The sequence below is a fragment of the Qipengyuania sp. SM2507 genome (genome assembly GCF_053714505.1).
In genome coordinates, this window is record NZ_CM132307.1 from 1,461,151 (window position 1) to 1,474,915 (window position 13,765).

Annotated in this window: 12 protein-coding genes; 11 read left to right on the forward strand and 1 reads right to left on the reverse strand. The window is 59.3% G+C overall.

The window, feature by feature from the left end:
* Positions 1-43 precede the first annotated feature (43 nt).
* From ACWIKC_RS07140 to ACWIKC_RS07175, 8 genes are all read left to right on the forward strand, one after another.
* Positions 44-1,234, forward strand: coding sequence for an MFS transporter (locus ACWIKC_RS07140; protein WP_454599417.1), 1,191 nt, complete (start codon positions 44-46; stop codon positions 1,232-1,234).
* Positions 1,235-1,340: 106 nt separating this feature from the next.
* Positions 1,341-1,610: a hypothetical protein gene (locus tag ACWIKC_RS07145; protein WP_454599418.1), complete on the forward strand. Its 270-nt coding sequence runs from the start codon at positions 1,341-1,343 to the stop codon at positions 1,608-1,610.
* A 1,117-nt stretch (positions 1,611-2,727) separates the two neighbouring features.
* Positions 2,728-4,230 carry a CoA-acylating methylmalonate-semialdehyde dehydrogenase gene (locus ACWIKC_RS07150; RefSeq protein WP_454596827.1) on the forward strand — a complete coding sequence of 501 codons (1,503 nt, stop codon included), beginning with the start codon at positions 2,728-2,730 and terminating at the stop codon, positions 4,228-4,230.
* 297 nt (positions 4,231-4,527) lie between these two features.
* The gene (locus tag ACWIKC_RS07155; protein WP_454596828.1) at positions 4,528-5,724 is read left to right on the forward strand and encodes an alpha-hydroxy acid oxidase; all 1,197 of its coding nucleotides are present in this window, start codon (positions 4,528-4,530) and stop codon (positions 5,722-5,724) included.
* Positions 5,725-6,037: 313 nt separating this feature from the next.
* Positions 6,038-6,508: a MaoC family dehydratase gene (locus ACWIKC_RS07160; RefSeq protein ID WP_454596829.1), complete on the forward strand. Its 471-nt coding sequence runs from the start codon at positions 6,038-6,040 to the stop codon at positions 6,506-6,508.
* Positions 6,508-7,041 (forward strand): MaoC family dehydratase, encoded by a 534-nt coding sequence (locus ACWIKC_RS07165; protein WP_454596830.1) that lies wholly within the window; start codon positions 6,508-6,510, stop codon positions 7,039-7,041. Before ACWIKC_RS07160 ends, ACWIKC_RS07165 begins: the two co-directional genes overlap by 1 nt.
* Positions 7,038-7,454 (forward strand): Zn-ribbon domain-containing OB-fold protein, encoded by a 417-nt coding sequence (locus ACWIKC_RS07170; protein ID WP_454596831.1) that lies wholly within the window; start codon positions 7,038-7,040, stop codon positions 7,452-7,454. The genes ACWIKC_RS07165 and ACWIKC_RS07170 overlap by 4 nt, the downstream gene beginning before the upstream one ends.
* Positions 7,454-8,644 (forward strand): lipid-transfer protein, encoded by a 1,191-nt coding sequence (locus ACWIKC_RS07175; protein ID WP_454596832.1) that lies wholly within the window; start codon positions 7,454-7,456, stop codon positions 8,642-8,644. Before ACWIKC_RS07170 ends, ACWIKC_RS07175 begins: the two co-directional genes overlap by 1 nt.
* Before the next feature lie 45 nt (positions 8,645-8,689).
* Here the strand turns inward: ACWIKC_RS07175 and ACWIKC_RS07180 are convergent, their stop codons facing one another.
* Positions 8,690-10,318 carry a flavin-containing monooxygenase gene (locus ACWIKC_RS07180; RefSeq protein ID WP_454596833.1) on the reverse strand — a complete coding sequence of 543 codons (1,629 nt, stop codon included), beginning with the start codon at positions 10,316-10,318 and terminating at the stop codon, positions 8,690-8,692.
* 207 nt (positions 10,319-10,525) lie between these two features.
* On the opposite strand from ACWIKC_RS07180, the gene ACWIKC_RS07185 reads away from it, so the two are divergent.
* The 3 genes from ACWIKC_RS07185 to ACWIKC_RS07195 all read left to right on the forward strand — a co-directional run bounded on the left by ACWIKC_RS07185 (position 10,526) and on the right by ACWIKC_RS07195 (position 13,744).
* Entirely contained in the window at positions 10,526-12,232 is a 1,707-nt protein-coding gene (locus tag ACWIKC_RS07185) for an AMP-binding protein (protein ID WP_454596834.1), read from the forward strand.
* Positions 12,229-12,981: an SDR family NAD(P)-dependent oxidoreductase gene (locus ACWIKC_RS07190; RefSeq protein WP_454596835.1), complete on the forward strand. Its 753-nt coding sequence runs from the start codon at positions 12,229-12,231 to the stop codon at positions 12,979-12,981. Before ACWIKC_RS07185 ends, ACWIKC_RS07190 begins: the two co-directional genes overlap by 4 nt.
* Before the next feature lie 76 nt (positions 12,982-13,057).
* Complete coding sequence (locus ACWIKC_RS07195) at positions 13,058-13,744, forward strand: TetR/AcrR family transcriptional regulator (RefSeq protein WP_454596836.1); 687 nt, start codon at positions 13,058-13,060, stop codon at positions 13,742-13,744.
* Positions 13,745-13,765 lie beyond the last annotated feature (21 nt).

Consider the following 13,765-nt stretch of genomic DNA (forward strand, 5'->3'; position numbering starts at 1 on the left):
GGAAGTCGATGACCGTGCTGCTTGATCCTGCGGGCCGACGCGCTTGAGCAATCCCGAATATCTGACCCGGCGGCAGGAGCTGCTGCTCGCGCTCGCCGCCGCGGTGGTGACCGCCAACGCCTATTACATCCACCCCATCATCGGCGAAGTCGCCGATGGGTTCGGGGTCAGCACGGCGACCATCGGACTGGTCCCGGCGCTCAACCAGCTGGCACTGGCGGTGGGCATCTTCCTGCTGCTCCCGCTGGGCGACCGCTTTTCCAACCGGCGGCTCACGGTGCTGTTCACCGTTGGCCAGTGCATCGGTCTGGGAATGATGACGCTGGCGCAGGACTTCGTGCTGTTCACCGCCGGGTCGACGCTGCTCGGCTTCTTCACGATCGCGCCCTATCTCCTCCCCGCCTACGCCTCCAAGCGGGTAGCGCCCGAGCGGCTCGGCCATGTCACCGCGACGCTCACCGCCGGGGTGATCTTCGGGATCCTGGTTGCGCGCGTGGGCGCCGGGGTCATCGCGGAATATTTCAGCTGGCGCGCGGTCTACTGGATCGCCAGCGGCGCGATGATCGCCATCGCCATCGCCCTGCCCCGGATCATGCCAAAGCTCGAGGCCACCCGCGACAAGCCCACGGGCAATTACTTCGGGCTGGTGATGTCGGTGTTCCCTCTGCTGCGCTCGCACCGCGAGATCCTGCTCTCGGGCCTGATCCAGGGGATCGGCTTTGCACAGTTTATCGCGCTGTGGCTGGGGCTCGCGCTGCACCTCACCTCGCCCGAGATGGGCTATGGCACCGATGTCGTGGGCTATTTGGCCGGCTTCGCCGCGATCAGCATCCTCTCGACCCCGCGTCTGGGTACACTGGCCGACAGGTTCGGCCCCCGGCGCGCGCGGTTCTATTTCTCGCTGGTCCAGACCGCCGGGATCGCGCTGCTGATCCCCTTCGGCAACAACCTGTGGCTGCTCATGATCCCGATCTTCTTCGGCAATCTGGTCGGCCCGGCGATCGATGTCACCAGCCGGATGACCTTCCTCTCGCTCGCCCCCGGCCTGCGCACGCGGCTGACCACGATTTACATCGTGATGATGTTCATGGGCGGCGCGATCGGCAGCATCGCCGGGACCGCGATCTACGATTTCTACGGCTGGAACGGAACGGCGCTCTACGTCTTCGGCTCCTGCCTCGCGATCGTGGCGATCTCGCTGCTTTCGTGGCAGATGTACGGGCGAAGTGAGTAGGCGGAAACCAGCACCGGCCTTGGCTGGGGCATGCGCTCTGTGATGAAAAGTCAATGCTGAGGAGCTTTGCCCGACCTGCTCCGTTGTAAGGCGCAGAGGAGTTCCCATGCGCTCATTGCTGATATCTGCTGCCTTCACATTCCCCTTGCTGCTGCTCACCGCTTGCGGCTCCAGCGACGCCGAGGACGAGCCGCAGCAGCAGGCTTCGGCCCCGGTTGCGGCAGAAGACGACAACGATGCCGCGCTCCCAATGTTGGCTATCGCTGCTTCGGCGCTCTGGAGCGGACAGACAGCAAAGTCACAATGGCAGCCGTTCACAGTCGCACACGGCTTGGTGAAGAAAGGCAGCTTACAGGGCATCCACATGAGGTGCTGAACGTCGGCTCTGTCGGTGGTAGCCACGTCGCCGCACTGCAGCCTGTAAGGCAGTTTTACGTGCTGGCCACTCGAAACCTGCCAGTCTCTTCACGGCCCAATTTCTGCCGGTCAGCAAAGCGCCCCAAACCCGGTCATTAGGCGGGCTAATCGCCTTGCCTGAAAGCTGACCATCCGGGCAAGCGGCGCCGTGTCTGCTGTTGGTCCCGATCGGCCAGCTCACGAACGTTCCTTCTCCTTGGCCAATCACGACCAAGGAGAAGGATGATGACTTACTCTCAGTTTGATCCCGCAATGAAGGGCAGGACGGCCTAGAACGCTGGCAAGACGGTCGGTACCAAACGTCCGCTCACTCAGAAGCGGATCGTCACCTGCCAGTCCCGCCAAACGCCTTCTGCGTGCCCGCGAATTTCCCTGTCTTCATGCCATGACTTCTTGCCAGCCAAGAGAATCTAGGTCGAGAAATTCTAACCGAGAATGGTCCAAAATTCTGGTCGCAGATTAGTAGCGATGTACGCACTAACACGAACTTATGAGAGCTTTTATTCGTCAGGAGCGCAGCATGGCTCGCTCTCGTCCTCGCGGTCGGTGGCGACCGTTGTTCGCCAGGCAACGTGGCGCGAAGATCCAAAGCAAGCTTCAACATATACGTGGAAAGGAGGAGTGGAGAGCCATCGCACGGCGCTTTGGGCAAGCGCATACATAATGTAAAACGGAACGGAGTTTACGAACGCCAAAGCTCGAAGGTCTCATAAGTAACACATTACACAAAATATTACCACCAAGAGCATTATATTTATAATATATCTCGTGACCAATTTAGGTTTATGTTTAAGGCCGTTAGCAGAATGAAGGCAGCGGCCAGATTGATACGTAGCAATCCACGTTTATTGCGATAACTAGGAAGGGGTCATGGTCACTCGCCGCCTTACGCTTGCATCGTGCTCACAGCCCGAGCCAGCGCTCGCTACGCCAAATTTCTACGACACCGTTGACATATAGGCGAGAAAGGGTAGCTTCCCTCTCGGGAACTTGTCTGCCTCCGCGGCAGGCTTCGGGCTCCCTGTCATAGAAGGCAAGGCGCATACGTTCGCGCGAGAGTGGAGCTGATAAATACGTTGCGCAGAATCGATCACGTCATCGCCGGTGGCAACGGCGCCCTTACCGGCACGGGCCGCACTCACCAGATCTGGAACCCCTCGACCGGCGAAGTCCAGGCCGAGGTCGCATTGGGCGATGCCGCGCTGCTCGAGCGCGCGATCGCCGCCGCGAAAAAGGTTCAGCCCGGCTGGGCCGCGACCAATCCGCAGCGCCGCGCGCGGGTGATGTTCGCCTACAAACAGCTGATCGAAGACAATATGCAGGAGCTGGCCGAATTGCTCGCGTCCGAGCACGGCAAGGTGGTCGACGACGCCAAGGGCGACGTTCAGCGCGGACTCGAAGTGATCGAATACGCCTGCGGCATCCCCCAGGTGCTCAAGGGCGAATACACCCATGGTGCCGGTCCCGGGATCGACGTCTATTCGATGCGCCAGCCGATCGGCATCGGCGCTGGCATCACCCCGTTCAATTTCCCCGCGATGATCCCGATGTGGATGTTCGGCATGGCGATCGCGGCGGGCAACGCCTTCATCCTCAAGCCATCCGAGCGCAACCCCAGCGTGCCGGTGCGGCTCGCCGAACTGTTCCTCGAGGCCGGCGCGCCCGAGGGGCTGCTGCAGGTCGTCCATGGCGACAAGGAGATGGTCGACGCCATTCTCGACCATCCCGATATCGCGGGTGTCAGCTTCGTCGGCAGTTCCGACATTGCGCAATACGTCTCCAAGCGCGGCGCCGCTGCGGGCAAGCGCGTCCAGGCGATGGGCGGCGCCAAGAACCATGGCGTGGTCATGCCCGACGCCGATCTCGACATGGTGGTCAACGACCTGGTCGGCGCCGCCTTCGGCTCGGCGGGCGAACGCTGCATGGCGCTCCCCGTGGTGGTCCCGGTCGGCGAGGACACCGCCAACGCGCTGCGCGAAAAGCTCATCCCCGCGATCAACGCGCTGCGGATCGGCGTTTCGAACGACCCCGACGCGCATTACGGCCCGGTTGTCACGCCCGAGCACAAGGCGCGCATCGAGGGCTGGATCGATACCGCCGAGAAGGAAGGCGCGGAAGTCGTCATCGATGGCCGCGGCTACACGCTGCAGGGCCACGAGAAAGGTTTCTTCGTCGGCCCGACGCTGCTCGACCGCGTCACCCCCAAGATGGAAAGTTATCAGGAAGAGATCTTCGGCCCGGTGCTGCAGATCGTCCGCGCCAAGGATTTCGAGGAAGCGGTCCGGCTCCCCAGCGAGCACCAATATGGCAATGGCGTCGCGATCTTCACCCGCAACGGCCACGCGGCGCGCGAATTCGCGCATCGGGTGAATGTCGGCATGGTCGGGATCAACGTGCCGATCCCGGTGCCGGTCGCCTATCACAGCTTCGGCGGCTGGAAGCGCTCGGGCTTCGGCGATATCGATCAGTATGGCACCGAGGGCCTGCGGTTCTGGACCAAGTCCAAGAAGGTCACCCAGCGCTGGCCCGATGGTGGCGGCGACGGCTCGAACGCCTTCGTCATCCCGACCATGGGCTGAGCGCAATCTCTCTCTTAGCAATCACACTCGGATGCGGGGGAGGCAGGTTCTTCATGGATGCCTACCTTCGTCGCTTCCAAGGCTGAGTTGTAGCTGCGGCGCCGCCCCTTGTCTGAGCAAATACACCAGCTGGTAAGGAGTGCTCGGGGCGAGCGTTGCGGTGCTACCCCAATGAAACCAGCTCGTCCGTTTCACTATTTCAAATTTGCGCCGTAGTTGATCCGGTTAATAGTGTGGCTGTATAGGAAAAGGGACGAAGGAGTGTCTCATGTACTGCGAATTCGTGCACGCTAAAACATGGATAATTTAAAGATGCAGCGCAAATACCCGGTCCCGCACTCGATCCGATCGCTTGAAGATTGCCACAATGTGGAAGATTTTCGCGAGCTTGCTTGGCGCAAATTGCCGTTCCCGGTCTTTCATTACATCGATGGGGCCGCCGATGACGAACTGACAAAAGCGCGTAATACCGCAGCATTTGCTGACGTGGACCTCGTTCCCAATGTGCTCGCCGGAGTCGAAGAGATCGACACCTCCATCGAGATTATGGGGCGCAAAACCGCACTCCCTCTCATCCTCAGTCCCACTGCTCTCCAGCGCTTGTTTCATTGGCAGGGCGAACGCGCCGTCGCAAAGGTAGCCGAACGGCATAATCTTTGGTTCGGCATCTCCAGCCTCTCGAGCGTCAGCATTGAGGAAATCGGGGCCGATTACGCTGGGCCCAAGATGCTGCAATATTACTTCCACCGTGATCGCGGACTCAATTCTGCGCTGCTCGAACGTGCGCGAGATGCGAAATTCGACGCAGTGGCGCTGACGGTGGACACGATCGTTTCGGGCAATCGCGAGCGGTGCAAGCGGAGTCGCTTCAAGACTCCCCCAGAATTCACCCCCGCAAGCTTTGCCTCCTACGCCACCCGGCCACGGTGGGGATTGAACTTTCTGTTTCGCGAACGTTTTAGCTTACCCAACCTTGAGACCCATGTTGCTGAAGGTAGCCGCAGCGCGATCTCAATCCAGGATTATTTCGACACCATGCTGGATCCCAACATGGACTGGAAAGAAGTCGAACGGCTACGTAATGACTGGGGCGGCACCTTTTGCCTCAAGGGTGTCATGTCTGCCGCCGATGCCCGCCGCGCAGCAGATATCGGCTGCGATGCCATCATGGTCTCCAATCACGGGGGCCGCCAGCTTGACGGCAGCCGCGCACCCTTCGATCAGCTTGGGGAAATCGTCGAAGCTGTTGGAGACCGCATCGAGGTAATTTGCGATGGTGGGGTGCGCAGGGGCACACATATTTTAAAGGCTTTGGCGATGGGCGCGAACGCTGCAAGTGGAGGCCGGCTATACCTCTATGCCCTCGCCGCCGCCGGCGAAACGGGAGTGGAGCGAGCTGTGTCCATTCTGCAGACCGAGATCGAACGAGGAATGCGGCTGATGGGCGTTAAGAGCGTCGAAGAACTGAATCGTTCGATGCTTCGTACGCGGTAACGTGATCGTTCCGCCTTGCTGAAATAACCCATGTGAGCAACCCGGCTTTCTCACTGCCGCCATAAGGGTCGAGCACTGCAGAGAAGCGGCGTATGGCTTCTATACGGACACTACAGACGCCCGTCCGCTCGCCTTTCGAAACGGCATCGTTCAACATCCATGTTGACGAGGGTCTCCGCTCGTATGTCTCGGCTGCAGCATAGAGCCTGAACAAGGGACAGGTCCCTGTGTTTTTTCCACGTTTGTGTTGATTCTGACAAATGCACGTCCTACGCTAGTCGCAAGTTGCGCTCACTTCCGAGGAACCATCGAAATGGAAACCAGCCGATCTTACCCGCCGGGTACTAGGCCCGACGACCGGGTCACTGCAGACACACCAGTGGGCTACGAGCTGCAGAACTTGAAGAAAAAGGCGGCAGTGCAGCTCATGGGTTCCAGGCTTTGGGGTCGCTTCAACCCCAATCACTGGGATCCCGTGTACGCGGCGAAGACTGGTTTGGAAGCGCCCATTCAAACCGGAGAGATGTCGTCTGCCTATCTTGCCGAAATGTGCGTCAATCATTTCGGCGAGCACTTCTTCACCGGCGCCAGAATCAGCTGCAAATATGTCGCGGCCACTCTCGCCAATGAAGTGATCTCCACACACGGTATCATCACCGCAAAACAGGAAAATGCTGACGGCGTTCGCTTCACAGTCGACCTTTGGGCCCAGAACGAAGTAGGTGAGAAAAAGACGGTCGGCGCGCTCGATGTTACCGTCCCGCGCGAGCAAGGAGCCGAATAATGGCAGAGCAGGTAACCACCGACGCCCTCAAGCCGATGAGCGACATTCAAATTGCGCAGACCCGAACCTTTATCGACGGATTGGAACAGGGCTCGACGCCTTATTGGGACGCAGTCGAAATTGGTGACGAGTTGGCCCGCGAACTTACGCTTACGCCGGAACTGGTGGTGCTCTATGCCGACGGGGTGGAGGACTTCAATCCCTGGTACGAGGGGTGGACCATGAATGGCTGGCGCGCGGAGGGCAGTTCGCCTTTCGGGAGTGCCATTGTGCCGCCGCTCCTCGTCTCTCATTTCGTGCTCGCCGTGCAGTTCGATCACACAAAGCCCTTCTCCATCGGGTCTATACACACATTCCATGAATCAGAGATCATCGCTCCCATCCCGGTCGGGACCACGGTCGAAATCCGCACGCGAGCAATCGATAAATATGAAAAGAGGGGACGTCGATACGTGCGCCACGAAGTCGAGGTGACAAATGTCGCCGATCAAACGCTCTACTTTCGCGAACTGAGGGACATCATGTCGCTATGACCGACAGACCTGTGATCGAAGGGCTCTTCGTCAACGACGGTGACGAAATTGCTCTTCTTGGCTCCCACTGCACCGGGTGCGGCAGCGTCTACTTTCCCGAAGCGGTGGGATGTTCCGATCCCGATTGCACGGATGGCGAACTGCGGCGATGTGAGCTGCCGCGCACAGGCTCGCTTTACAGCTACAGCTGGCAGAATTATCAGCCGCCGCCGCTGTTCGGCGTCGACCAGTGGGAGCCCTATGCGATTGGCACGGTGGAATTGCAGCCGGGCCTTCGGGTGCTCGCCCGCCTGGATATTCTCCGCGACGAGCTGCGCATCGGTTTGCCGGTCGAACTCGGCCGCGACGTTATGGCTCGCGATCTCGACGGCACCATTAGCGGCTACGTTTTTCGTCAGGAAGGGGCGCACTGATGCGGCAGGTCTACGTTCTGGGCGCCGGCGCGCATCCCTGGGGTAAGTTCCCCGACATCGATCAGGTCAGCCTCGCCCGCTCAGCAATTGCTGAAGCTTTAAATGATGCCGGTTTAACCTGGCGGGATGTGGAGGGGCTGGTCGCGGCCAGCTCCCGTTTCGAGGGCGGTATGGGCTGGGGTCTTCATGGCAACGAGATTCTCCAGAACACTTCAGAAGCGGGCGTCGCCTGCATCAATGTTGGCGGCGCTTGTGCCGCCGGCGGCATTGCTTTCACGACAGCCCACGCCCTCGTCGCGAGCGGTCAATATGACTGCGTGATCGCAGCCGGAGCCGAGCGTATGCCAAAAGGTTTCATTGCTCGTCCTCCCGGCGGAATGGACGCGGTCAATGATGATGATTACGTCCGCTGGAAAGCGCTTGGCGCCACCAATCCCGCCTATTGGGCGATGGAGGCGCGCCGCCGTCAGCACGACCACGGAACTTCGGCCGAGACCTTCGCCAAGGCATCGGTCCTGATGCACGCGAATGCTACCGGTAACAAGCGGGCCCGGTACCGCAAATCGTGCACAGTCGAGGAAGTGCTCGCATCACCAGAAGTTGCCGACCCGCTGCACCTCCTGGAGATCTGTGCGGTGAGCGATGGGGCGGCCGCTGTTGTTCTGGGTTCGGAGCAGTTCGCCCGGAGACTGGGAGAGCGTGCCCTGCGGGTGGCGGGATGTGCCGCCGCTACTGGTTCGTTCGGCGATCCCGCCGTACGCATTCCCGCGGTTTCAGCTAGCCCGCGCGCCGGGACTTCGCACACAAGTGAAGTCGTCAATGCGGCCGAGCGCGCGATGAGAATGGCCGACCTTGAGCATAAGGACATCGACCTTCTCGAGATCGCCGACAACTCCGTATGGCAGGTGCTGCATTGGCCCGAGATGCTTGGCTTCGTAGGAGCTGGCGAAGCAGACCATATGCTCCAAACCGGCGAGTTCGGCATCGACGGCAAGCTGCCGATCAATCCAAGCGGGGGCTTTCTTTCCTTTGGCGAGGCCACGACTGCGCAGGCGCTACTTCAGATCTGCGAATTGGCGTGGCAGTTGCGCGGAGAGGCTGACGGGCATCAGGTAGAGAACGCCCGGATCGCCATGTCCGCCGTGCTCGGTCTCGGTGCCAACGGAGCATCGGTAATTCTGCAGAAGTAGATTAACGGTTCTTGTCTCGGCTGCTGGGAGCGCAGGCACTTCGCTTTACGCTTCCAGCGCGGGCTCCTTGCGCAGGGTGAAGCCGCTATAGCCTTCATTGGCGACATTCTCAAGAATACGGCGATAATACCGCACTCCCCCGGAATAGGGCATGAAAACGCGCGGCTTTCCGGGCATTTCCGCTCCGATGTAATAGGAAGGCGTCATGAGATAAAGCGTCTCTGCGGCCCGTTCATTGACGTGCTCCACCCAATCTTGTTCCGCTTGCGCATCGGCTTCAATTTCTTGGACATCGTCCTTCCTAGCTTTCTCCAGGAAACTCGCCAGCCAATCGAGTTGCTCCTCGGTCGACAGCAGCACGTTGCTCAGTAATGAAGGGCTTCCCGGACCGCCAATGATGAACATGTTGGGGAAGGCATTTACGCCGATGCCAAGATGGGTAACCGGACCGGCCTCCCACTTCTTGGCGAGCGTCAAGCCATTTCGTCCGGCGATATTTGGCGCAAGAAGCGAGCCGGTGAAGGCATCAAAGCCGGTCGCATAGATTACAAAGTCGAACGGCAGATCCGCTGCGCTTGTGCGGATCCCTGTGGGCGTAAACTCCTCGATTGGCGTTTCTTTCAGATCGACCAAGGCAACGTTGTCCCGGTTGAAGGCCTCGTAAAAGCCGTCATCGACGGAGGGACGCCTTGTGCCGAAAGGGAAACCCTCCGGCGTCAGTTTCTCGCGCAGTCTAGAATCTGTGACCCTGCCGGCGATCTTCTTGCGGATAAAATCTGATGCGGTCTTATTCGAGTCAAGATCGAGAAGAATGTCCTTGTAAGTCAGCGCGAAACCGAAGCCGAGCCGGTTCCAGGCCTTCTCATACTCACGCTCACGCTCTCCCTCGCTGACCTCCAGGGCCGATGCGCCGTTCGGTATAAAACCGAGCCCACTGGGAGAGCGGCGGGCGTTTTCGCGGCGTTGGCGATAATTTGCCTTCACCGCTGCGTCCTCCTCATCGCTGACTGGAGCATTGGCGGCGGGAATCGAGTAGTTCGCTGTTCGCTGGAAGACAGTCAGATGATCAGCCTGGCGGGCCACAACCGGGGTCATTTGCACCCCGGAAGATCCGGTTCCGATGATCGCCACGCGCTTGCCCGCCAGATCCACACCCTCGCGCGGCCAATTGGCGCTGTAGATGACTTTGCCAGCAAATGTCTCTTGGCCGGGATAGGTGGTGTCCTTGGGGCGGGAAAGCTGACCGACGGCGAGGATGAGATAGGTCGCACGGTAGCATTTTCCTACATCGCTGGTGACCACCCACTCGCCTGCATCCTCGTCATAGCGCGCATTGTCCATACGAGTAGACAGATCGATATGCTGCCGCAGATCGAACCGGTCAGCCACGTGGTTGATGTAGCGAAGGATCTCAGGTTGGGTCGCGTACCGCTCTGACCAGCGCCAATCCTGCTCGAGTTCAGGCGAGAAGCGGTAGGAGTAGTCAAAGCTTTCCACGTCGCACCGCGCGCCGGGATAGCGGTTGAAATTCCAGACGCCGCCGATCTGATCCGATGCCTCGATCACACGTGTCTTGAAGCCCAGCTTTCGCAGAGTCCACAAGGCGCGAAGGCCGGCGAATCCCGCTCCGACTACTATGGCATCGAGTCGGATGTTTTCTTCGATGTTGGTCATCCCCCTTCTTCTCCACAAAGCGCCAACGTTGTCAACATAGCTGTTGACTAGGTGATGCGCTCGTCTCTCGTGACCGCTTCAGAACCACTTCTACAGCCACGAAGATCTGCAAGAAGTGGCGGTTTCCACATGTGTATTGACTGCCGGTTCGATGCCACGCATCTTTGCCCTGATTTTCAAGCAATCCGAATAGCAAGTGGAGAGGGCATGGCGAAGCACCGGGCGGAACCGATCGAGGAGCGGCAGCGAGCTTTGGCAGAACGCTTTCGCGACTGGATGCCGAGAGCCTTGCATGAAGTGCTCGACGAGGCTGCTCGGGAATTTCCTGCCCGCCCGCTTGTTTTAACCGATGAACAAAATTTGTCTTACAGCGACGTCGCCGCGGTGTCGCGAAGGATCGCTGCCGGCTTGCTCGAGATGAATATTCGAGAAGGCGACAAAGTCGCGCTCGTGCTGGCAAACTATCCGGAATACGTCGCGCTCAAATACGCGATATCCAGGATTGGAGCCATCGCGGTTCCGGTCAACATCATGCTCAAGGCAGATGAGCTGAAGTATGTGCTCGGCCAATCAGACAGTGTGCTGCTGGTGACGATGGATAGCTTTCGCGGTGTTGATCACCTAGCAATACTCGATGCAATTAGCCCAGCGTGGGAGGAGAAGGCCGGAGGCGACGCCTTACCGCTCCTGCGCCAGATCATCGTTTTCGAGACTGGGGAAGGATCGCGCCGGCCGGGCTCGCTAACTTTCTCTGATCTCTCCGGCGAAGCTGACGCGGCTATGCCTCAAGTCTCGCCTGATGCGGTTTGCGACATTCTGTTCACCTCCGGAACAACCGGTCCGCCCAAAGGCGTACAGCTCACCCACGATATGCTCATGCGCTGCGCCTTTGGCAGTGCCTACGCCCGCGCGTTCGAAGACGGTAGGCGCATCATCTTTGCGCTCCCGCTCTTCCACGTCTTTGGCTATGTCGAAGGCATGCTATCTGTCCCCTTCGTGGGGGGAGCAATGGTCCCCCGGCTCCGCTTCGATGCGCAAGACACTCTGAGCGCGGTCGAGCGCTATCAAGTCAATGACGCCCTCCTTATTCCAGCCATGTCGCTCGCGCTGATTGAGGCCGCGCAAAGCGGGGACCACGATCTTACCTCCCTCCATGCCGCCCTCGCCTCAGGGGGCAAAGCTCCGCCGCATCTTTGGGATCAACTGCGCATAATTCTCGGGATAACTGAGATTACCACCGGCTATGGCATGACTGAAACAACGGCTTCGACCACGGTGACCCGCCCGCAGGATCCTGAGGAGAAGCTTTTGACTACAAACGGCCGGCTGCGCGAAGTCGGCCCAGCGGCAGATCCTGCTCTTGAAGGCATTCTCGTCGACTACCGAGTAGTCGATACCGTCACAGGTGTGACCCTGCCGCCAGGTCAAATGGGCGAATTGCAGGCGTGGGGGCTCGGGGTGACGCGGGGCTATTACAACAAACCTCTCGAGACTGCCGAAGCTTTTACATCGGATGGCTGGTTGCACACAGGCGATCTGGGAGTCATCGACACTGACAAATACATCACGCTCCTTGGCCGCACAAAGGAATCGTATCGATGCGGCGGCGAGCAGGTTTTGCCGAGCGAGATCGAGGATGTCCTGACGCAGCTTGCCGGCGTGGAGCAGGCCATTGTCGCACCTTTACCCGATCAGCGCATGGGCGAAGTCGGCGTCGCCTTCATCATCCGATCGCCAGGATCGAAGATCGAAGAAGAGGCTGTGATTGGCCATGCGCGCGAGAAGCTAGCCCGGTTCAAGGTCCCCCGCCATGTCTTCTTTGTGGAGGGTAGTGAAATTCCCCTAACCGCGTCCGGCCGGCCACAAAAATTCGAGCTGACTAAAATCGCTAGGAAACGATTGGAGACAACATGACCCGACCAGTAGCAATCGTCACCGGCGGCGGCCGGGGTATCGGCGCAGCAATTGCGGCGCGATTGGCAGAAGATGGTTATGACGTGGCTGTGCTCGACCTTTCAGAAGAAGCTTGCCAGGAAAGCTGTGCAGCTGTTGAGGCGCACGGCGCTCGCGCCTTGGCAATAGCCGCCGACGTCTCCGATGAGGATGCAGTCGAGCGCGCGGTTCGCCAGGTAAGCGAAACCCTCGCTCCTCCCTTCGTGCTGGTCAACAATGCCGGCATTCTCCGCGATCGCACCGTAACCAAGATGAGCCTCGAGGACTGGAATGCAGTAATCAATGTCAATTTGAAATCAGTGTTCCTGACCAGCCGGACGTGCTTTCCTTATATGATGAAGGGCGGTGGTGGAAGAATTGTAAATTTGTCTAGTACCGCTGCGCTCGGAACGTTCGGCGAAGCAAATTATTCAGCGGCGAAAGCTGGTGTGATTGGCCTCACCAAAACACTAGCGCTAGAAGGGGGAAGGCACGCAATTACTGCAAATGTCGTTGCTCCAGGCTTCGTCGTCACGGAGATGACCCGCGCAGTGGCGGACCGAAATGGTCTCGAGTTTGAGAGCTTGGTCGAACAGATGAAGCGGGAAACCTGCGTCGGCAGGGTCGGCAAGCCGGAGGATGTCGCGCAGGCGGTATCTTTCTTTGCGGATCGCCGATCATCCTATACCACCGGGCAATTGTTGTTCGTCGCCGGTGCGCCGCGGGGCTGACATCACCCTCGCTTAATTGACCTGCCCGCTGCGGTTCACGCGGCTTGCCCAAAACATCCAGAAAGACAAAATCGTAATGACTAAGCAGCCCTCGGTGCTCGGCCGACGCAGATCGGCGGCCAACAAGGTGTCCCGCGCACCTTATCAAGCGCGGCGCCAAGAGATCCGTGACGCCGCGATCGAAGTGTTCAATCGGCAAGGATTCGCCAACGCGAGTCTGAGCAAGGTGGCGCAAGAGCTCGAGATCGATCGGGCCACCCTCTATTACTATTTCTCTTCCAAGGAGGACCTTTTCGACGAGATCGTTGGCGCCGTTCTCGAGCGCAATCATGATCTCGCACAGGAGATCGCTGGAAGCGCGATCAGCCCCCGCCGCAAGCTGCGCGAACTCATCACTGCCATGATGCTATCCTATGATGAAAATTACCCGCTCTTGTATATCTACATTCGAGAGGACCTGCGACAAGTGAGCGATTCACGCAGCGTATGGTCGAGCAGAATGCGAGAGTTGAACCGCGGCATCGAGCGAGCTTTCATCGACATCATCGAGGAAGGGCAGAAGGATGGGACATTCCGCGAGGTCGGGTCTGCCGATGTCGTCGCCAGGGGTGTGCTGGGCATGGTAAATTGGACGCATCGCTGGCATCGCCCCGGCAAGGGTCAGAGCGCTCGAGAAATTGGTCAGACCTTCTCAGAGATGGCGCTCGCAGGCCTCGAGTCGCCCTATTCCACCCCCACCCCTTCTTCGGAGACCATCTCCTAAACAACCTCTTAAGCCGGCATC